Origin of the sequence: Sporosarcina sp. BI001-red (assembly GCF_003384035.1) — a bacterium.
In the GTDB taxonomy this organism is placed as follows: Bacteria; Bacillota; Bacilli; order Bacillales_A; family Planococcaceae; genus Sporosarcina.
Map to the genome: position 1 here is coordinate 250,099 of NZ_QQAK01000012.1, position 19,481 is coordinate 269,579.

Below are 19,481 nucleotides of genomic sequence, written 5' to 3' on the forward strand. Positions count from 1 at the left end.
TACCGGCGGCATTTCAATGGACGATTGGCAGTGTATACGGAATATAGACGGCGTCCAGGCTGCGGCGCCCATTGCTAATCTTGGCTATATCGCTTTCGATAACCTGTCGTTGACGTTTACACCTAAGAAGGACACCGTCTACAAAATCACCACCTCCTATAAGGAATTTAACGGTCTTCAATGGCTATCCAGCCGCCCTTTTACAACTTGGGGATATTACGAAATCCCTTCCGGGAAAGATACTGCATATGAATTTGACCCTGCCAGATATTCGAAACGCGCCAACCTACTGTCAAAAGCGATCAACGGTAATACGAGATCGTTTGACGAGCAGGCTTATATTGCCGGTATGCAGTTGCAGTACATTTCGGTCGCCGCTATCGACTTCGAAGAGGAGCAAAAGCTTTACCAGTTCCGAGAAGCCTTATCTCCTTATCTGCATAGGCCGCTCCCCGAGCTGACCGGTAAGACATTCAAGTCTCATCCTCCGGAAGAAAGTTCACCGGATCCTCTCTCCGTGCCTGCTCTGCTTCTCGGTGAGACGATTGACCAAGTTGACTTTTCTGTCACGATTGAGGAAGTGAATGTTCCAGAGGATACAGAGTTGCTCAAGAAGAATGAACGCAACATGATTAGCTTTCTCGATAAAACGGCACCCAAAAAGAAAGTGATTTCCGAATCCGTCAATCCTAGAAATCCAGCTTACAAATATGATGCCCTCACCCTGGATATCGAAACAATGAAATCAGAAGCTGCGCACCGGCCGCCGATTCTATCCGCAGAATTCTATCCGACCGATCCGATTGCGTACAAACAATTGGAGCCGCAGACGGAAACAGCCCCACCTCTTTTGCAAGTCGCCCATAGCTCGTCCCGACTCGGAGAGGCAAGAAGGAGCGGCGGCCAGGCGATTGAATTTCAGCCGATAGCATTCTATCACCCTGCCAAAATGGTGCCTGTCCTGCAGTCTGCCTATCCAGCAGGCGGTTTTCTGGAGGTCTGGAACCCGCTGCGTCCTAAAATATTGGAAGATGCGGGTGGCCAGGCATACGCTGACGCCTGGCTGTCTCCTACTGAGACAGGATTGTCCTATTTCCCGCATGCACCGGATGTAGTTATTTCTCTAGACAGTGCAGAAACCATCCAGCCGAAAGAACCTGCAGTGATCTCATCGGTACGCGTCGCTGTTGAAGGGGCAGCCCTCCGCAACGAAAAAAACCAACAGAAGGTTCAGGCAATTGCAGACGAAATACGACGCCTGACCGGCCATCAGACTGAGCTACTGATTGGGTCGAGTTCCGCTGCTGTCCATGTCCAGCTTGCAGATGCGGTTGGGAAACAACCGAAAATCCTCTCAGAAACATGGCAGAAGCTTGGTTTCTCCTGGGATATTCAGCGGACGATGAACCGCAGCAGCCTTATTCTATTTTCCTACTTGGGGCTTCTGAGTTTCATATTCATTTACACATTGGTAACGCAAAGTCTTCTGAAGCGTTCCGTTGACTTCGCAATCCTCCGTTCGTTCGGCTGGAAGAAGGCCATGTTCCGAAAAATGATAATGATGGAAGCTGCCATATTGGCTGCAGTTCCTCTATTGCCTTTTTTCATCGCTAATCAGCTGCTCGGGGCTGGCCGGGCCGGTCAAGGAATTGCAGTTTTCCTAGTTTTGTTTGCGATTCTCTCGATTAGTTATTACGCAGGCAGTCGCCGTTCGCTGCTATTGCCGCCTGGCCAAGCATTGGCGGGGGAAGCGGGAAGTGTAAAAGCCCGCCGATATTCAAAAATTTCATCGCTGCGCTCATTTGCAGCAAATCAAATGCTACGGCGCCCTTCTCGGTTCTTGCTCATGTCATTTGTCATTACACTGACTTGCCTGATGTTCTATTTGACTCTCTCTCTGCAAGTAATGCTAGAAGACGACCTGCAGAGGACATTGAAGGGGGAACAGATTGCTGTCGATCTGAAAGGGATTCAAGGACTGTTCGTGCTGTTAGGTATCCTACTGACTTCAGGGAATCTTTTCATGCTGACCTACTTGAATTTATCAGAACGACAGATGGAATTCCATGTACTCCGGACAATCGGCTGGCCACGCAGAAAAATCCAGCACCTTCTGCAGCTTGAAGCAGCTTGCATCGCTGCTTGCGGAATTCTTCCGACTGCCATCCTTGGAGCAGGTAGCTGGCTGCTGTTCACTGCCCCCCCCGTTGGCTTGTGGGGAATTTTGCTGATCCTCTTGCTGCCGATTCTTCAGCAGCTCCTGTTCACATACGGTATACAACGGTTCTTGATAACAAGGAACTTGTCTAAAATCCATTCTCTCTGATTGGCCGAACGGAAGGAGAACCATGCAGATGATTGAATTGAACCATGTCACAAAATCATTTCATACGAAAACGGACGCCAAGCCGATACTGAAAGACCTTTCGCTCACCATTCCGCTTGGCAGCTATATAGCCATCACAGGTCCTTCAGGCTCCGGAAAGTCTACCCTGCTGAACCTGTTGGGCGGCTTGGAGACTGTGGATGCAGGGGAAATCTACGTTGACGGAGATCCGATCCACTTAATGTGTGATGATGACCTCGCCGAACTGCGATCGTATAAGATCGGCTACATTTTTCAGAACTTCCAGTTGCTGTCGACTGCGACTGCGCTTGAAAATGTCATGATGCCTTTGCTTCCCATGACTCCTTCCCAGGAAGTCGAAGAAAATGCAAAACATGCTCTCATGCAAGTTGGCCTGCAAGACAGACTCTCCCATCTGCCCAGTATGTTGTCTGGCGGCGAACAGCAGCGTGTCGCCATTGCCCGTGCCATGAGTATCCAGCCTCGTGTCTTGCTAGCAGATGAACCAACCGGGAATCTGGACTCAGAAACCGGTCAGATCATCATCGGGCTACTCGAACAGCTCCATCATAAAAACGGCACTACCCTAATAATCGTCACACACGACCCTCAACTGGCTGCCCGGGCAAATGCAATCATTCGTGTCCTGGATGGCAAAGTGCAGATCATCGAAGATACAAATACGCGCTAGTTGACAAAAGCCTTTGCGAAAAACATGATGGTTGCAGCATTCATGTTTTTCACACAGGCTTTTTTATTGGAAGGTACCGTGCTGGTTACACTTTCAGTTCTCTTCGTTTTGTTTTCCTGATCGTTGTTTATGTTTTTTAGCACGTCAGCAGCCTCAGCTGATCACCGGCAGTTCTGCCTCGTCTGTCCACTGTCGGATAAATTATTGTTGACGGTGATTCGGGTACGATGGCAATTCGTCTTTCCAGAAAAATAGATGTGGTTGACTATCGGTGTCAAGCTGTTTCAGTTCACCGCTGACCGCCGACACTTTGAAAATTACTTGCACACTGAGACTAAGGTGTGCAAGAAGCTTTCTTGTTTGTTTAAACATACACGTTGGTTTTCTTCACAAGTACCTCTCACTCAGATATCATTTCTGTGCTCCAATAAGATTGAGTGCATAAAACGTGGATAGGGTATTCTAGCTAATATTCAATAAAGTAAGATAATTAATTGAAAAATTTGATACAATGTACTTGTTGACTGGATTTACTAAGTACAACACTTCAGGCATTGCCATAAATCAAAACCAGAATGAGGATAGGGGGAATTCTTTTGAAAAAAAGTACAAAAAAAGAAGTTTACTCGTGGATGAAATCAATTGCAATTGCAGTATTTATTGCTTTTATGTGCCGTCAATTTCTATTTACACCCTTAACGGTTCACGGCGTATCTATGGAACCTACATTCGATGATAATAATAGGATTGTAATAAGTAAAACAAGTACAACGGAAAGATTTGATATGATTGTTTTCAAAGCACCTGATGCTGTCGATACACAATATATTAAGAGAGTAATTGGTCTCCCTGGAGATAATGTAGAAATGAAAGATGATGTGTTATTCATTAACGGAAAACAGTACGAGGAACCTTACGTTAAAAGAGATAATGAAATTGAATTAGGTAAAGTTACTGGTGACTTTACGTTGCAAGAACTAACTGGACATACAACGGTTCCAAATGGTTATCTTTTTGTTTTGGGCGATAATCGATTGAAAAGTAACGATAGTAGAGCTTATGGTTTTATTTCGACCGACTCGGTTATCGGGGAAGTAAAACTCCGATTTTATCCAGTACAAAAAACTGGCATACCTAAATAATGAACCAACCTGAACAGAAATAATTAATCTTTATTTCAACGCACAGCGAGAATATAGTATAGTTCTTAAAAAAGAGTGGGCATGGCCTCCTCTTTTTTTGTTTTTGCATAGGAAAATAAAAGTTAGGCACAAAACGCTATATCAGTAGGCTTAAAATTTCTTCTGAAAAAGAAGAAAAGCCCATGATATAGCGTTTAATGTAATACGTCCCAGGCAGGAATCGAACCTGCGACCCACAGCTTAGGAGGCTGTTGCTCTATCCCCTGAGCTACTGAGACCTTTTGGGATTTAACTATATCAGTATACGGCAAACTTTCAATATGAGCAACCACTCGTTGTTCATTTTTCGAGACAATCCAATAGTTTTAATAGTTTAGCATTAAAGAGTATGCTAGGGAATGTAGATACGATCAAAATTAAAGGAGACGATTTTGTTGAAACGACTAGAAAACAAAGTAGCAGTTGTAACAGGTGCAGGTTCAGGACTCGGTCGTGAAATTGCGGAACTGTATGCACGTGAAGGTGCAAAGATTGTCATTGCGGACATGCACATGGAAGGTGCAGAAGAAACCGTTCAGACTATCAATGCAGCTGGTGGGGAAGCACTTGCAGTGAAAACGAATGTTACTGCTGAGGAAGATGTGCAGCGAATGATCGATAGTGCTGTCGAGACATTCGGAACACTCGATATCCTTGTCAATAATGCAGGAATTATGGACAATATGTATTCAGCTGCGACGATTCCAGACGACGTTTGGGACAAAGTACTGGCGATTAATACAACAGGTGTCATGCGCGCGACACGTAAAGCGCTTTCTATCTTCGAGCAAAAGAAATCTGGCGTCATTGTCAATATGGCTTCCATTTCTGCAGTGACAGGAGGACGGGGCGGACTTGCATATACAGCGTCTAAACACGCAGTTGCTGGAATGACTAAAAATGTTGCTTCACATTATGCCCATTTGAACATTCGCTGTAACGCTATCGCTCCCGCACAAGTACCGACAAATATCACGAACAACTTAGTACAACCAGATCAGCATGGCATGGAGCAAGCCATGAAAGGCGTCAGTCAATTGAGCCGTCCCGGTACGAAAGAAGAGATCGCGAACATCGCCCTTTTCTTAGCATCAGACGAATCATCTTATGTCAACGGTGTAATTATGCAAGCAGACAATGGCTGGTCTGCATACTAATATCAGTTTATGTTTTAAATCGACTTCCTTAAAACGGAGGTCGATTTTTTATTTGTTTTTCCAAATTTTGCACATCATATAGTCATCAGAACTCTTATTTTAGATTGTATAAATCAGAATGTATTTGTGAATCTCCATCGTTTACAATGGAACGTTTGTCGTCGTACTAACCTTAGATTTGTTTGCAGGTGGTTTATTACTTCTGAGTCAAACACATACTAGGATTATCTTCCTTGTTGCAGGAGCTATTATCGGATTAGGATTAGGATTTGGGAACTTCCAATCGCATGCCCAAGCCATAGCACTCATTGGTTTTCCAATTAAACGAATGTTTTACAAAAAATAAAAAACGGTTCTCCAGTAGACGGGAGGCTACTGAAAAGCTTACGTTTTTCAGTAGCCTCGTAGACGGAGAGCCGTTTTTTAAGTAGAAACTCGTTCAAATCCAAGAAAACGAGAACCTTGATAACTTAACTTGCCACTATCACCTCCAGCTAACATTCCGTACTGGTTACCGCTCATTTTAAACTCCTGCCGGTCGCCATTATCATATTCAAACGTCACATAATAGGAAGTGCTTGCTCCTGTATTACCAGTTCCACCAGAAGTTTTCGTGCGTTTCGTTTTCACACTCGCTGCAACCGTGAGTTGAGGAGAATTGTTATTTCTGCCCCATTCTGCTGTTCCTTTAATAACGGTGAAAAGAATAACTCCTACTATAATACAAAAGAAAATTACGAAAAAGATTGGAAATCCACCAAAGGAAGAATCATCAAAAGGATCCATGCTAAAACCACCTTCCTGTTTCTTCTAGTATATACGAGTTTCTGTGGAAACGGTTTCAAAAAAATAAACAGGTTTTTAATAGATAACGCTTTGCATTCTTCAAATTGTATGATATTCTATTAATACTTTAACAGACTAAAGCGATGAAGTGGAGGAAATAATATGAAGATGAAAAAGATGAGACTTGCGTTAGCAGGTATTGGCGTCATAGCACTTTTAGCAGGATGTGGAAATTCTAAAGAAGCAGCGAATGGTGAAAAAGAATTAGTCATCGGAGTTGATGATAAATTCGCTCCTTTAGGATTCCGAGACGAATCGAATGAGCTTACAGGGTTTGACATCGACTATGCGAAAGCTGCAGCTGAACACATGGGCATGAAAGTGAAGTTCCAGCCAATTGACTGGAAAGCGAAAGAGACCGAATTGGTAAGCGGACGCATCGATCTTATTTGGAACGGGTATACGATTACAGACGATCGTAAAAAGAAAGTGCTCTTTACTAAACCATATTTAAGTAACGCTCAAGTTGTTGCTGTCCTTAAGGATTCCGATATTAAATCCCTTAGTGATCTTGAAGGTAAAACTGTCGGTCTTCAAGCGTTGTCTTCAGCAGCTGATGCTCTAGAAGCGAATCCGATTGCGGACAAAGTGAAAAACACAACGGAATTTGCGGATAATGTATTAGCACTTTCTGATTTGAAAAGTAAGCGCGTTGAAGCAGTCATAATAGATGAAGTCGTAATCGACTATTACATGTCTAAAGAAGAGGGTAAGTTCAAAGTACTCGACGAAACGCTTGCTCCTGAAGAATATGGTGTTGGTGTGAAAAAGGGTAATGAGGATTTATTGAAAAAACTGCAAGATGCGTTAGATACGATGAATGAAGATGGAAGTGCTGCAAAAATTTCCGAAACGTGGTTTGGTGAAAACAAAGTACTGAAGTAAGTCACGGTTTCTAGTTAAGTTGGAGGGGTTACAATGTCGCCAGATTATTTGTTATCGATTTTAAAACCAATGCTCGAAGGGGCGAGGGCAACGATTCTATTATTTGTCATTGCAATCGTTGCTTCGATCCCACTCGGGTTCTTGCTTACACTCGCGGTTAACAGCAAGTTTAAACCGCTGTCGTGGTTAGCGAATACGTATATCTATCTCATGCGTGGAACGCCGCTGTTGCTGCAATTATTGTTCTTCGTGTTCGGATTGCCACTCATTCCAGTCATCGGGGAGTACCTCGTCATGGATCGTTTCGCAGCGGCTGCGCTTGCTTTCGTTTTGAACTACGCAGCATACTTCGCGGAAATCTTCCGTGGTGGATTGTTATCTATTGATAAAGGTCAATATGAAGCAGCTCAAGTACTTGGCTTGAACAAGTGGCAGACAACGACACGAATTGTCATTCCACAAATGATTCGCATTGCGCTTCCAGCACTTGCAAACGAATCGGTAACTCTCGTAAAAGATACGGCGTTATTGTATGCAGTTGCTGTTCCGGAATTGCTTCACTTTGCACAAACGGCAGTCAACCGAGACTTTACGATTGTTCCATTTGTCATGGCAGGCGTCATCTATTTGCTGATTACGGCGGTTTTGACACTCGTGTTCAAGTGGTTGGAACGACGATTCCATTATGTATGAGGAAGGTGAAAAGCAATGGCATTGATTGACGTAGTCGATATGAAAAAATCATTTGGTGATATAGAAGTTTTGAAGCAGATCACATTCCAAGTTGAGAAAAACGAAGTGGTAGCGGTCATTGGACCATCTGGTTCCGGTAAAAGTACGATGCTTAGAAGTCTCGCGCACCTTGAAGAAATTGAAGGGGGGACCATTCTGATAGACGGGGAAGCGCTTGTAAATGACGGAGTCTATGCGAGCACTCCTGAAATCCGTAAAATCGGTAGAAGGATCGGGATGGTGTTCCAACATTTCAACTTGTTCCCACACTTAACGGTAAAGCAAAACTTGGCACTCGCACCGAAACTTGTTAAGGGAGAGCCCAAGGAGCAACTCGCTGGTCGGATTAAAGAACTTCTAGCAAAAGTCGGTCTTGCAGATAAAGTCGATGCGTATCCTGCCAATTTGTCGGGTGGGCAAAAACAACGAGTTGCGATTGCACGCGCACTAATGATGGATCCTGAGATTCTTTTGTTCGATGAACCGACATCTGCGCTCGATCCAGAATTGACGGGGGAAGTACTTGAAGTAATGAAGAAATTAGCAGAAGAGAATATGACGATGATTGTCGTCACGCACGAAATGTCGTTTGCGAAAGATGTCGCAACGAAAGCGTTGTTCATGGCCGATGGACAGATTGTCGAAGAAGGCGTGCCCACCGAGATGTTAACAAATCCGACACATGATCGCACAAAAGCATTTTTAGCGCGCACTTTAGGCTAATGTGAAGTGGCTCTGCCTTTCCTCGTATGGTAAACTGGAAAGGTACGACAATTTGCTAGCAATGGAGTGGTATCGTTGAAAAATGCGTCTTCTACAATTGAAACGCCTATAAAAAAACTGAATTATAAGCCGTTCATTATCATTGTATCGGTCATTCTAATCGGTGCAATCGGGATTCTTTCAGGGATACCTGGAGCTAAAAACTTTGACGCATTTGATATAACGATTCTTCCGATGCTCAATGCGATTTTCAATACATTTACGTTCCTGTTTCTAGTTGGGGCACTGATAGCTATTAAAAAGCGTAATATTAAGGTACATAAGCGGTTCGTTTACGCAGCATTCGTGACAACTTTCTTCTTCCTGATCACGTATGTTATGTATCATTTCTTAGCAGAATCGACCGTCTACGGCGGCAGCGGATTCATGAGAGGTTTCTACTTTTTCATACTAATTACGCACATCCTTCTAGCTGCAGCAATCGTGCCACTAGCACTGACTAGCGTAGCCCGTGCCTGGAACGGAGAAATCGAACGTCATCGAAAAATCGTCCGTTTCACTATGCCCATCTGGCTCTACGTCAGCTTCACAGGCGTACTAGTCTATCTCTTAATCTCTCCATACTATTAAAAATTTGCTCATTGAAAAAGCACGGACACCCCGACAAAAATGGGATGTCCGTGCTTTTTTGCCTTACAACTCCTGATATGGCTTCATAAACCGTCCACTATCTTTAACTTCCGCATGATATAGCGCCTTCAACGCGAAAGGCCGCTCCAATTCGTGCTCTTTCATTATCTGAGTCAACCGTGTCGATAGCTCAGGCTCTTTCTTCACAAGCTGTGCCATCTTTTGCTGGTTATATTGCATATTCTATTCCGCCTCCGTTCTTTCCATGCCGTTCCTTTAGTATAGCACGCCTCACGCTGTTTTTCGATATTCACACAAAAACCCCTCATCCCACAAAAAGTGGGGTGAGGGGAGAGAGTCCGTTGATTATAAAATGGTACGGTTGTATTCATCCAAATCATGACCAGCTCTGCGTGGATACTCCCCGTCAACAAGTACAAGAATTTTCCCTTGGTCAAAATGTGTATTGTATTGGCGTGCTTCTTCTTCAGGGATGCCCATACCGATAAGTGCGCCTGCTAATCCGCCAACACCCGCACCTGCTGCGGCACCTGTAATTCCTGCAACAATCGGACCAGCTGCAATAATTGGTCCAATACCCGGAATCGCAAGAGCCCCGATACCTGCAAGAACTCCACCGAGCCCACCTAACAGACCGCCCGTCGCAGCCCCTGTTGCTGCACCGTCCGTTGCATGTGTTCCAGTTTCTTCAACAACCGTGTCGACTTGTTCGCGTTCTTTACTAATCACTGAAATTTCGTCGGAAGAATAACCTTGTCGTTTCAAATCTTCAATTGCTAGAATCGCATCATTTTCACTGCCATAGTATCCTACTACTTGTCGTTTCACCATGTTGAATCGCCTCCTGGATTTTTTAATGCTAGATTTCGTTGCTAGTCTGAAGAATACCCGCGGCAACTTTTCTGAAACCTTTTCGGATTTTTAGCTACATCTTTCTAGGGCTTCTTTAGATGAAGTAGTTGCATAGATATTTTTTTATCCCAAAATAGGTTTTAGTTTTGTTGAGAAGGGAATAATTCGAAGAACGATTTTTTAGGGGGAACTTACATATGGATCAAACAGATGCGCATCAGAAGCGCAGGAAGTTAACGAAAACGCTGAAGCCGTCATGGGTGTTCGCGATTGCACTAGGATCATCCGTCGGGTGGGGAGCTTTTATCCTTCCGGGTGATTGGATTGGAGAATCTGGTCCTCTAGGTGCCATGATCGGTTTGCTAATCGGAGCGCTAGTGATGATGGTGATTGCATCGAGCTATGGAGTTATGATTAAGAAGTTTCCAGTATCCGGAGGCGGGTTTACATATGCCTTTATCGGAGCGGGTAAATTATGGGCCTTTATATGCGGGTGGTTTTTATCACTTGGATACATATCGATTGTCGCATTAAATGCTTCTGCATTCTCACTACTATTAAAGTTTTTAGCACCAGGCTTCATGAAGCAATTTTATCTTTACAGCGTTGCAGGTTGGGATGTCTATTTACCGGAAGTCATTATATCCTCCGTCATCATTCTATTGTTTGCGCTGATCAATACTACAGGTACAAGTATTTCCGGACGAATCCAGTTTTACTTTAGTGTTCTATTAGTTGCCGGTGTCGTACTTCTAGGTGCCTTTACATTCGGAGTTACAGAGTCTCCGTTTGAAAATATGAAACCACTTTTTAGTGGGAACCAAACCATACTAACTTCAATTTTAGTCATCTTGGCGATTGCACCATGGGCTTATGTCGGGTTTGATAACGTCCCACAGGCAGCTGAGGAGTTCAACTTTTCTCCACGCAAAGCGACGATGCTAATTGTCGCGTCACTATTCACTTCGTTTCTTATTTACGCCGTTATGATCGGGCTCACTGCCTGGACTTTTCCTACCGGGGCGAATGTCGGGGATGGTAGCCTGTGGTTAACGGGTGAGGTTGTAAATTCAGCACTCGGTTTTGGAGGTCTAATCGTAATGGCTGTAGCAATTATGATGGGGATCTTTACAGGTTTGAACGGGTTCTACATGTCTTCTAGTCGCTTGCTGTTTTCAATGGCGCGTGCACGAGCATTACCTGATATGTTCAGAACAATTTCTAAAAAGAGTCAAACTCCAGTATGGGGCATTTGGTTTGTGACGCTCATTACACTTCCTACTCCATGGTTCGGCCGTCAAGCTCTTTCATGGATTGTCGACATGTCTTCTACAGGAGTATCTGTAGCGTATTTATTTACGTGCATCGCGGCATATAAAGTATTGGCGTGGGGAGCAGAAGAAGCCAATCGTGAAATTGCTCCTGTTAAAAAGGGGCTAGCTTTAATCGGGATGATAGCAAGTATCGTGTTCTTATTATTGCTTCTCCTTCCAATGTCTCCAGCTTCGCTTACCACACCATCTTACGTTTTGCTGCTCTGTTGGGCGATTCTTGGTGGTATCTTCTATAGTGTCATCCAAAAACGATATAATAGTCTTAGTCAAGAAGAAACGGAATATTATATACTTGGAAAGACAATTGAGTCTGAAGTAGATACAACCTTGGAAGTTAAAACTGAACGACCTAAGCCTAAGAATACAGAAACACCAGGATCCGGTCTCCCTACGTAATTAGATGTATATGTTGGTGTTAACAGCATGCCCTTTTTAGTACATTGGGGTATGCTGTTATTTTCTATTTATCGTAGGCATTTCGTAGTCTATTACTTGCCATCACTAGGAGTAATCGATTATAATTGAGTACAAATTGTATGTAATCGAAATGTGATATAGGGCGGAGGGTTTGAAATGGTTTGCAGAAATGCATGTATCGTTACGGATTTACAAATAGAAGTTAAGGTAGATGACCTAACACAACGAAGAATGCTAACAGAGCACATGGAACGTCTGCATGTTCTAATGGCTTTTGACGTAGAAAATAGCCCAGTATTTACTGTGACTGAAGCGGGTCTCCGTGATTTAGCTGACTTTGCTCAGGATTATTTGGACGTAAAACAATTGTCCTTTCGTATATTAGGTGAGCCTACTTGGCGATCCCTCACAGAAGTGGATGAAGTCTTTACTTCACAGTGGATTGATGACCTCATTCAACAAGAACGCGTAATTTCCTATTATCAGCCGATTGTGGATGCCGAAGGATCTGTTTTCGGCTACGAGCTATTGGCTCGTTTCCATTCGCCTGAGGGTCGGATGATTTATCCAGATGAAGCGTTTGCAGCAGCGAGAGCCCGTGGCAGACTATATGCATTAGATCGGCTATGTCGGATTACTGGAGTACGTCATGCAGCACCACTTAAAAATAAGAAAGCATTCATCAACTTTGTGCCTACATCCATTTATTCACCTGAGTTTTGTTTGCAATCGACCGTTGCAGTAGCGGAGCAGTTCCATATCGATCCATTCCAGCTTGTCTTTGAAGTTGTGGAAACAGACAAAGTCGACGATGTTGAGCATTTGAAAAAAATACTAAGATATTATCGTGATAAAGGATTCCATTATGCACTCGATGATGTTGGGGAAGGCTATAGCACAGTGGAGTTGTTGGCCGATTTACAGCCTCATTATATGAAATTGGATCGATCATTTGTAGATGGTGTTGCCTATGATACGCAGAAACAGGAGAATGCAGAGATGTTCTTGACGAAAGCGAAAGAGAGTGGTTCTGTTCCTCTTGCTGAAGGAATCGAACGGGAAGAAGATTTTCAGTGGTTGAAGGAGAAAGGTTACCAATTGTTTCAAGGCTACTTTTTTGGAAAACCAGCCCCATCACCGTTATAATAGGAATAATTCAGGACCGCCACTTTGTGCGGTCCTTTTTTTAGGAGGGATTTTTTGAAAACAATTGTCTGGTTCAGAAATGATTTACGCCTGCATGATCATCCCGCATTGAAAAAAGCATCTGAATGCGGTGAAGTGCTTCCTGTGTTCATACTTCCGGACCATACGTCTGTGACAGCTACTGATTGGTGGTTGTATGAATCTCTAAAGTTCCTTCAGCAACAGCTCTTAGAGTTAGGCACTCCGTTGACTATCTTAAAAGGGAATCCCTCAAAGAGGCTATCGATCTTAGCGCTAGAAACCCAAGCGGATTCCCTTTTTTTCAATGGGCAAATAGATCCTGTTTCTCGAAAGCAAGAGATGGATCTTCTTGAATCTGAGTCTTTATCCAAAGTGGATATTCAACGATTTGAACCGAATATGCTGTTGGATCCTAACCGTTTAAAAACAGGAGCAGGTCAACCATATAAAGTATTTGGAGCGTTTTGGAAATCGCTTCAACAGCAAACGATTCCCTGGCCGCTTGCTGCGCCTACGTCACTAACGAGCTGGATTCAAGTGTATCCAGGAACGATTCCATTGGAACAATCAGGCTTACGCTCTCCGATTGACTGGGATGCCTCACTTGAAGAAGCTTGGACACCAGGTGAAACTGCTTCTTTCGAACAATGGGGAACCTTTCGGGACAAAAAGCTTACGCGTTATGACACCAATCGTGATTTCCCTGCTATTAACGGCACCTCTAGGCTCTCCGGGTATTTAGCGTCCGGTAATATGAGCATCCGGTCTCTTTGGCATGCCGTGAGACGCGCGCAGGAAGAGGGGATTGCCCCTCAACCAGAACCGTTTCTCAGACAACTCGCGTGGCGAGAGTTTTCGTACTACCAACTGTTCCATTTTCCACACATTACCGAACGTCCTCTGCGTTCAGAGTTTCTTCATTTCCCTTGGAGAGATGATCCAGAAGGATTGATTGCTTGGAAGAAGGGGAAAACCGGCTATCCGCTCGTTGATGCGGGAATGCGGGAATTATGGGAGACCGGTACGATCCATAACCGAGTCCGAATGGTCGTCGCATCGTTCCTCATCAAACACTTGCTCATTGATTGGCGTATCGGATCGGAGTGGTTTCGCGAAACGCTCGTTGACTATGACGTTGCAAACAATACGTTAGGGTGGCAGTGGGTAGCGGGCTCTGGATTTGATGCAGCACCGTATTTCAGAATATTCAACCCCACGATGCAAAGTAAGAAATTCGATAAAAATGGGGCTTATATTCGGAGATGGGTCCCTGAATTAGACGCACTTCCCGATTCATTTCTTCATGAACCACATCGGGCACCTGAAGAAACTTTAGCTGAAGCGGGGGTTGTTCTTGGTGACACCTATCCGTTGCCCATTGTTGACCATGCCGCAGCTCGAGCACGCGCGCTTGAAGCCTATGCGCTCATCAAAGGAAAGAAAGAGGGGTCCACTTGAAGCGGCTTCTCTGGGTAGCTGGCTACGGTCTGATTGGGGGACTCATTCTAACGTTCCTATTTAAATGGATTGAGTCTGCAACCGGTGAGAAAGTATATACGTTCTTGCTGAATGTCGATTACATACCTAGAGTAGGGGATATCGGGTTCCCAGAATGGATTGAAATACTCTTTCACCTTGTCATCTCGGTTGCGGTTGCTCTTGGTTTTTATCTGATGTACTATTTGAGACCATCTTGGAAACAACGTGCAATTACGATTTGTACGGTAGGTAGTGTCGTCATTGGGCTAGCATTATTCCCAACAACAGCGTTATCCGAACGCACACCCGAGATTACGGATGGTTTGTCGCTTCTATACTGGTTAATGGGGCATGCAATCTTTGGGGCAGTGTTAGGCACCTTCTTCAAATTTGAAAAATGAGATATGACCATACAAAAAGCACTTCAGCTGTCAAAGTGACAGGGCTGAAGTGCTTTTTTCGAATTAATGGAAGATCCCAGCTTCTTTCGATTTTTTCAAGAGTTTATTGGTACCTTTATTAATGCGTTCTTTAAGCAGTGCACCAAACAGGATAAATGCGATCGAACAGCATGCTAGGAATGTTAAGTCTTTTGCCACTCGTTCCCAAACGATACCGCCAACCGCCTCACGCATGATGTCAATTGCATACGTAAAGGGTAAGAAAGGATTGATCATCCCAAAGAAGTCGGGTAACAGGACAACCGGATACGTTCCACCAGACCCTGCTATTTGCAATACGAGCATGACAATCGCCATGGCTTTACCAACGTCCCCAAATACAGAAACAAGTGTATAGACAATTGACATGAATACAATGCTAATGATTACTCCGAACACAACAAACCAAAACGGTTCACGGATATGGACATCTAGCAACAACAAATCCCCCAAAACGACGATGAGCATTTGCAGTAAGCCAATCAAACCAAATGTTAGAAGCCGTCCGAAATAGACTTGTCGTGTGGTGAACTCCTCTCCATGTACATCTGTGGACAGTAAGGAAATGAGAAGGAGACATCCCACCCAAAGAGAGAGTACCGTATAGAACGGTGTCATGCCAGTTCCATAATTTTCAATGGAGTACAATCGATTTTCTTTTAATTGGATCGGCTCTTCAAAGAACGTTTTTTCAGCTTTCGGATCATTCTGCAGCAATTGAATCACCTTGTTAATATCTGTTTCACCTTGAATACTTCGAATTTTCTCCGCTAACTGATTCACTTTTTCAGAGACGTAAGGATACTCGGTCACAGCCTTTTGAATGGTCTCTTTTCCCTCCGTTAACTCCTTGTCTGAGTTACCAAGAATCGTTTGCACTTTTGGAAGAGTGGATTGAATTTCTGTAAGAAGTCCTTTCGCTTGCCCGAGCGTACCTTTTGCCGTTGCGATTTCTTTTTTTACAGTCGGTTCAATCGTATTCACATATTCTTTCATGAACGCATCCAATTCAACGGATGTATTTCCGGCGATTTTTTGTAAATCGTCCACTGCCTGGTCCAATTCCTCCGCTTTGCCTGAAACGACGCTGTTCACTGTACGAGCATTCGTCTGTGCTTCTTGTAACAACTTCTTCAGATTGTCTGTTTTTGTAATCGCATCATCCAGATTACCTGAAAGGTTAGCCGGTGGAAGGGAAGGGATCGGTTGTTGTCCGCTATCATCATCCACACCAGGTGAAGGTGTTTCGTTCGGTGCTGGGTTCTGCTGCACTAATTCCTTCAATCGAACAAGATCTTGCTTGACGCCATCGACACGTTCAATACTTGCTGATGTCCGTTCGTCCAATGATTTTTTCGCCTCATCGAGTTCCGTGAAATCCAACTGAACGCCTTGTAACTGTTTCAAAAAGTCATTTGCTTCATTAGAAATATCAGTAACTTTTTTCAAATCGGCTTTAATTTTCGGGGACATTTCGTTTAACTTCTGTTCAGCTTGGTCCAGATAACTAACGGTTCGATTGATTTGACCAAGACCATCGTTCGTGATCTGTTTCGCTTCGGGCAACTTCCCTTGCGCTTCGTGAATGATGGCTTGAGCATCTGTCGCATCGCCTAACCCCCTATTGAGAAGGTCATATATTTCAGGCAAACTTTTTTCGGCTTCAAACACATAGTTTTCGAATCTTTGAACGTCTGGTAAGTCTTGTTCCAATTCAAGCCCCAATTTGTTGAGCATTTCAAAGATGACACCGTTTACAGTGGAAACGAATTGACTACTAACCTTGTCGACAATTACCGAGGCACCTTTTTCAGTGATTTTCGGTGCGATGGAGTTTAGTTTTTCGTTCACAAAGTAATCGATTTCTGCTTTTTGAGGATCGCCGGAGACAACTGACGCAAGTTGTTCCGATAAGTTCTCTGGTAATACCATGACGGCAAAATAGTCGCCATACTCAACTCCATCCATCGCTTCTTTTCGAGATACGAAGTGCCATTCCATGGACGGATTTTTCTTGAGTGTGGAGACAATTTCCGCACCCGTGTCAATATGCTTCTCCTGCACATCTGCTCCCTTGTCTTCATTCACAACAGCAACGGGCAATTTATCGGTCCTGCCATAAGGATCTGAAGAAGCATAAATATTGAGCCATGCATATAATGAAGGCAAAAAAATCAAGCCGCCAATTAATACAGCAGCGACCCAGTTTGTCGAGATGTTGCGCACATCCCGCTTAAAAATTGTGAAGATATTGCGCATTGGTTGGCCTCCTATTCGTTTAAATAACGCAAGCCATACTATCATATATTTGTCGAAGGTAGTATGATTTTGCTCGTTCTTGCTCTCACTTCTATTCTACCCAAAAACCCCTCGTCCTGAACGTACGGACAAGGGGTTTACTCATTTAATCAATCAAACCATCTTTCATCGTTACAATTCGGTCTGCATAAGGAAGCATTTCTTCGTCATGCGTGACCATAAGTGTGGTGATTTTAAGTGTTTTCGTTAAGTTACGGATGATCTCCATCACTTCCTTGGAACGTTTGGAGTCGAGACTCGCTGTTGGTTCATCTGCAAATAACATTTTCGGTTTATGAATGATCGCGCGTGCAATGGCGACACGTTGTTTTTCGCCACCAGAAAGGGAGGAAGGATAGGCTTCTTTACGATGTGCCATTCCTACGAGTTCCAATACTTGAGCGACTTCTTGCTTTTGCTGCTTTTTGTTTAACTTCGTTTCTGCTACATCTAGCATGAGCAACAACTGATCCTCCACGGTCAAAAAAGGGACTAGGTGCGAGGATTGGAACACAAATCCGAATTCGCTTGATCGGATTTTGCGAATTTCTTCTTGGCTCATTTGCGTCATATCATGACCTTCAAAGAGAACTTGCCCGCCAGATGCTTTCTGCAGTCCAGCAGCGATCGTCAAAATAGTCGACTTACCAGATCCAGATGGACCAACGAGGGCTGTGATTTCGCCTTCGTTCAACTCAAGATCGACGCCCTTTAAAATCTTCTCACTGACATCACCACTTTTGAATGTTTTCTCCACATCATCAATTGTAAAAATCGCCATCTTACATCTCTCCTTGTTGGATTGCCTGCAACGGCTCCACTTTTTTGATTTGGAATCCGGAAATGGTTGCTCCTATGAATCCAATGACTAGGAATACAACGGACAGAAGCAATGTAGTTTCAATCGGCAAGCTAAATGGCATGCCTGCAGGTGCTACCAAGCTAAATAACTGGCTGAGTCCAACGGATAATACGAGTGAAACGACTGTAATGAGTAGCATTTGGTACCACATCATGCTGAACAGCGAGCTCGTTTTTACGCCAATTGCTTTCAAAATACCATACAACCCGATTTTCTGAACGTTCATCATATAGAAGAAAATCGCAAACAGCATACCACTGATGACAACGAGGAACCAAATGATCATATTCAGTGACATTTGTTCCGCGCCATAGCTCGGAATCGTATTTAAGAATTCTTTGTTATTGAATGATTCAAGTCCCTTGACGGAATCTGGACTATCCGATCCTGGGATGAAAACCGTCTGCATTTCCATGACGCGGTAAATTTCTTGATAGTTTTTCATGCTGATGAACGCAACAGGTGCGTGGCTATATGTTTGTTTTTCAGCGAATCCAGCAACTTTGAACGCTCCACTGAATTGGTTATTCGTCAATACATCTCCGACTTTGATGCCATCGTCTTTTAAGGAAGCGTCTAACACGACTTCATTGTCTTTGACATTCGGAAATAACTCACTATCAGTAGATGTCACAAACGCGACACTATGCTGTTTGTCATCAGCGTCGTTGACAAATCCCATTTGGATAGACAGTGCAGTTGCACCTTTGTAGTCTGCGAGCAATTTGTCTTGTTGATCGACATCGATTTTTGAAAGGTTGTACGTTTGTTTTGCATCTTCATTCAAATAGAACTGCCCGTTTGGTACGTTTTTGATGAGCGCTGCGTTATCCTCAGACAGCCCGTTGGCAAGCCCTGAGATAATGAAGGTCAAGAAACTGACCAAAAAGATGATCGAACCGAGTATCAGGAATTTCATTTTACTTTTTTTAACTTCTTTCCACGCCATTTGCATGGTCAACACCTCCGTGATTGAATACCCTTAGTGTAATCCCTCAACATGAACGCTACATAAACACAGCATTACAAATGGTAATCTGCAGCTCTTTTTCACTAGTGTAGAAAGTAGAAGGAGTTAGCATGAAATTACGCACAAGAAGTTTCAGAATTTTCCATCCGCAAAGTGACATAAGGTAGAAATATGGTATAATTATCCGGAACAAAAGAGTTAACATTCGGTGAATTGGTTCTCGTTTCTTCATACATAGGACAGAGTATTTGAGTGAATATAAATTAGAAAGTAGGCATTCTTATGGAAATGAGTATGATTATTTCGTTGCTCCCAATCCTTTCATTACTTTTTTACTTAGTGCCATTTGTGTTCATCATCTGGTTTTTAGTCACCTTCATTAAATTGCAGAAAGAGAAAAATCAGATCTTACGGACCATCGCAGATAAGATGAACGACATGTAAAGAAA

Annotated in this window: 19 protein-coding genes and 1 tRNA gene; 13 read left to right on the forward strand and 7 right to left on the reverse strand. The window is 43.6% G+C overall.

The genetic code is table 11. The annotated features are described in order from the left end of the window. Positions 1–109: 109 nt before the first annotated feature. From DVB69_RS10630 to lepB, 3 genes are all read left to right on the forward strand, one after another. Positions 110–2,326: an FtsX-like permease family protein gene (locus DVB69_RS10630; protein WP_158541077.1), complete on the forward strand. Its 2,217-nt coding sequence runs from the start codon at positions 110–112 to the stop codon at positions 2,324–2,326. A 28-nt stretch (positions 2,327–2,354) separates the two neighbouring features. Next, positions 2,355–3,038 carry an ABC transporter ATP-binding protein gene (locus DVB69_RS10635; protein WP_116019088.1) on the forward strand — a complete coding sequence of 228 codons (684 nt, stop codon included), beginning with the start codon at positions 2,355–2,357 and terminating at the stop codon, positions 3,036–3,038. Between the two features lie 596 nt (positions 3,039–3,634). After that, positions 3,635–4,180, forward strand: coding sequence for a signal peptidase I (gene lepB, locus DVB69_RS10640; RefSeq protein WP_304466157.1), 546 nt, complete (start codon positions 3,635–3,637; stop codon positions 4,178–4,180). 205 nt (positions 4,181–4,385) lie between these two features. On the opposite strand, the gene DVB69_RS10645 is transcribed toward lepB, so the two are convergent. After that, positions 4,386–4,458, reverse strand: a tRNA-Arg gene (locus tag DVB69_RS10645). A gap of 156 nt (positions 4,459–4,614) precedes the next feature. Between DVB69_RS10645 and DVB69_RS10650 the strand changes: the two genes are divergently transcribed. Next, positions 4,615–5,376: a glucose 1-dehydrogenase gene (locus DVB69_RS10650; RefSeq protein ID WP_116019090.1), complete on the forward strand. Its 762-nt coding sequence runs from the start codon at positions 4,615–4,617 to the stop codon at positions 5,374–5,376. A gap of 423 nt (positions 5,377–5,799) precedes the next feature. Here DVB69_RS10650 and DVB69_RS10655 read toward each other — a convergent pair whose 3' ends face one another. Then, the gene (locus DVB69_RS10655) at positions 5,800–6,162 is read right to left on the reverse strand and encodes a DUF2500 domain-containing protein (protein WP_116019091.1); all 363 of its coding nucleotides are present in this window, start codon (positions 6,160–6,162) and stop codon (positions 5,800–5,802) included. 168 nt (positions 6,163–6,330) lie between these two features. Here DVB69_RS10655 and DVB69_RS10660 point away from each other — a divergent pair, with 168 nt between their 5' ends. The 4 genes from DVB69_RS10660 to DVB69_RS10675 all read left to right on the forward strand — a co-directional run bounded on the left by DVB69_RS10660 (position 6,331) and on the right by DVB69_RS10675 (position 9,192). Beyond that, positions 6,331–7,107, forward strand: a complete 777-nt coding sequence (locus tag DVB69_RS10660; RefSeq protein ID WP_116019271.1) for an amino acid ABC transporter substrate-binding protein — start codon at positions 6,331–6,333, stop codon at positions 7,105–7,107. Positions 7,108–7,140: 33 nt separating this feature from the next. Then, positions 7,141–7,800, forward strand: coding sequence for an amino acid ABC transporter permease (locus DVB69_RS10665; RefSeq protein WP_025784421.1), 660 nt, complete (start codon positions 7,141–7,143; stop codon positions 7,798–7,800). Positions 7,801–7,815: 15 nt separating this feature from the next. Further along, the gene (locus DVB69_RS10670; protein WP_116019092.1) at positions 7,816–8,562 is read left to right on the forward strand and encodes an amino acid ABC transporter ATP-binding protein; all 747 of its coding nucleotides are present in this window, start codon (positions 7,816–7,818) and stop codon (positions 8,560–8,562) included. Positions 8,563–8,637: 75 nt separating this feature from the next. Next, entirely contained in the window at positions 8,638–9,192 is a 555-nt protein-coding gene (locus DVB69_RS10675; protein ID WP_199562847.1) for a DUF420 domain-containing protein, read from the forward strand. Between the two features lie 63 nt (positions 9,193–9,255). Here DVB69_RS10675 and DVB69_RS17695 read toward each other — a convergent pair whose 3' ends face one another. After that, entirely contained in the window at positions 9,256–9,432 is a 177-nt protein-coding gene (locus DVB69_RS17695) for a hypothetical protein (protein ID WP_199562848.1), read from the reverse strand. Positions 9,433–9,558: 126 nt separating this feature from the next. Beyond that, on the reverse strand, positions 9,559–10,044 hold the full coding sequence (locus DVB69_RS10680) for a general stress protein (RefSeq protein WP_116019093.1): 486 nt from the start codon (positions 10,042–10,044) through the stop codon (positions 9,559–9,561). Between the two features lie 218 nt (positions 10,045–10,262). Between DVB69_RS10680 and DVB69_RS10685 the strand changes: the two genes are divergently transcribed. The 4 genes from DVB69_RS10685 to DVB69_RS10700 all read left to right on the forward strand — a co-directional run bounded on the left by DVB69_RS10685 (position 10,263) and on the right by DVB69_RS10700 (position 14,863). Continuing rightward, positions 10,263–11,795: an APC family permease gene (locus tag DVB69_RS10685; protein ID WP_116019094.1), complete on the forward strand. Its 1,533-nt coding sequence runs from the start codon at positions 10,263–10,265 to the stop codon at positions 11,793–11,795. Between the two features lie 177 nt (positions 11,796–11,972). After that, positions 11,973–12,962, forward strand: a complete 990-nt coding sequence (locus tag DVB69_RS10690) for an EAL domain-containing protein (protein WP_116019095.1) — start codon at positions 11,973–11,975, stop codon at positions 12,960–12,962. Between the two features lie 54 nt (positions 12,963–13,016). Continuing rightward, positions 13,017–14,441 (forward strand): cryptochrome/photolyase family protein, encoded by a 1,425-nt coding sequence (locus tag DVB69_RS10695; protein WP_116019096.1) that lies wholly within the window; start codon positions 13,017–13,019, stop codon positions 14,439–14,441. After that, the gene (locus tag DVB69_RS10700; RefSeq protein WP_116019097.1) at positions 14,438–14,863 is read left to right on the forward strand and encodes a hypothetical protein; all 426 of its coding nucleotides are present in this window, start codon (positions 14,438–14,440) and stop codon (positions 14,861–14,863) included. Before DVB69_RS10695 ends, DVB69_RS10700 begins: the two co-directional genes overlap by 4 nt. Before the next feature lie 63 nt (positions 14,864–14,926). On the opposite strand, the gene DVB69_RS10705 is transcribed toward DVB69_RS10700, so the two are convergent. The 3 genes from DVB69_RS10705 to DVB69_RS10715 all read right to left on the reverse strand — a co-directional run bounded on the left by DVB69_RS10705 (position 14,927) and on the right by DVB69_RS10715 (position 19,017). Then, positions 14,927–17,161 (reverse strand): YhgE/Pip domain-containing protein, encoded by a 2,235-nt coding sequence (locus DVB69_RS10705; RefSeq protein WP_199562849.1) that lies wholly within the window; start codon positions 17,159–17,161, stop codon positions 14,927–14,929. A gap of 145 nt (positions 17,162–17,306) precedes the next feature. Beyond that, entirely contained in the window at positions 17,307–17,981 is a 675-nt protein-coding gene (locus DVB69_RS10710) for an ABC transporter ATP-binding protein (protein ID WP_116019098.1), read from the reverse strand. Position 17,982: 1 nt separating this feature from the next. Continuing rightward, positions 17,983–19,017: an ABC transporter permease gene (locus DVB69_RS10715; RefSeq protein WP_116019099.1), complete on the reverse strand. Its 1,035-nt coding sequence runs from the start codon at positions 19,015–19,017 to the stop codon at positions 17,983–17,985. Positions 19,018–19,314: 297 nt separating this feature from the next. Between DVB69_RS10715 and DVB69_RS17575 the strand changes: the two genes are divergently transcribed. Continuing rightward, on the forward strand, positions 19,315–19,476 hold the full coding sequence (locus tag DVB69_RS17575) for a hypothetical protein (protein WP_158541078.1): 162 nt from the start codon (positions 19,315–19,317) through the stop codon (positions 19,474–19,476). Positions 19,477–19,481: the final 5 nt, after the last annotated feature.

Bases quoted from the DNA above. Each gene is read 5' to 3' on its own strand.
- DVB69_RS10710 (WP_116019098.1), bottom strand. From the start codon at position 17,981: ATGGCGATTTTTACAATTGATGATGTGGAGAAAACATTCAAAAGTGGT.
- DVB69_RS10715 (WP_116019099.1), bottom strand. From the start codon at position 19,017: ATGCAAATGGCGTGGAAAGAAGTTAAAAAAAGTAAAATGAAATTCCTG.
- DVB69_RS10655 (WP_116019091.1), bottom strand. From the start codon at position 6,162: ATGGATCCTTTTGATGATTCTTCCTTTGGTGGATTTCCAATCTTTTTC.
- DVB69_RS10670 (WP_116019092.1), top strand. From the start codon at position 7,816: ATGGCATTGATTGACGTAGTCGATATGAAAAAATCATTTGGTGATATA.
- DVB69_RS10705 (WP_199562849.1), bottom strand. From the start codon at position 17,161: ATGCGCAATATCTTCACAATTTTTAAGCGGGATGTGCGCAACATCTCG.
- DVB69_RS17695 (WP_199562848.1), bottom strand. From the start codon at position 9,432: ATGCAATATAACCAGCAAAAGATGGCACAGCTTGTGAAGAAAGAGCCT.
- DVB69_RS10635 (WP_116019088.1), top strand. From the start codon at position 2,355: ATGATTGAATTGAACCATGTCACAAAATCATTTCATACGAAAACGGAC.
- DVB69_RS10680 (WP_116019093.1), bottom strand. From the start codon at position 10,044: ATGGTGAAACGACAAGTAGTAGGATACTATGGCAGTGAAAATGATGCG.
- DVB69_RS17575 (WP_158541078.1), top strand. From the start codon at position 19,315: ATGGAAATGAGTATGATTATTTCGTTGCTCCCAATCCTTTCATTACTT.
- DVB69_RS10690 (WP_116019095.1), top strand. From the start codon at position 11,973: ATGGTTTGCAGAAATGCATGTATCGTTACGGATTTACAAATAGAAGTT.
- DVB69_RS10685 (WP_116019094.1), top strand. From the start codon at position 10,263: ATGGATCAAACAGATGCGCATCAGAAGCGCAGGAAGTTAACGAAAACG.
- DVB69_RS10660 (WP_116019271.1), top strand. From the start codon at position 6,331: ATGAAAAAGATGAGACTTGCGTTAGCAGGTATTGGCGTCATAGCACTT.
- DVB69_RS10665 (WP_025784421.1), top strand. From the start codon at position 7,141: ATGTCGCCAGATTATTTGTTATCGATTTTAAAACCAATGCTCGAAGGG.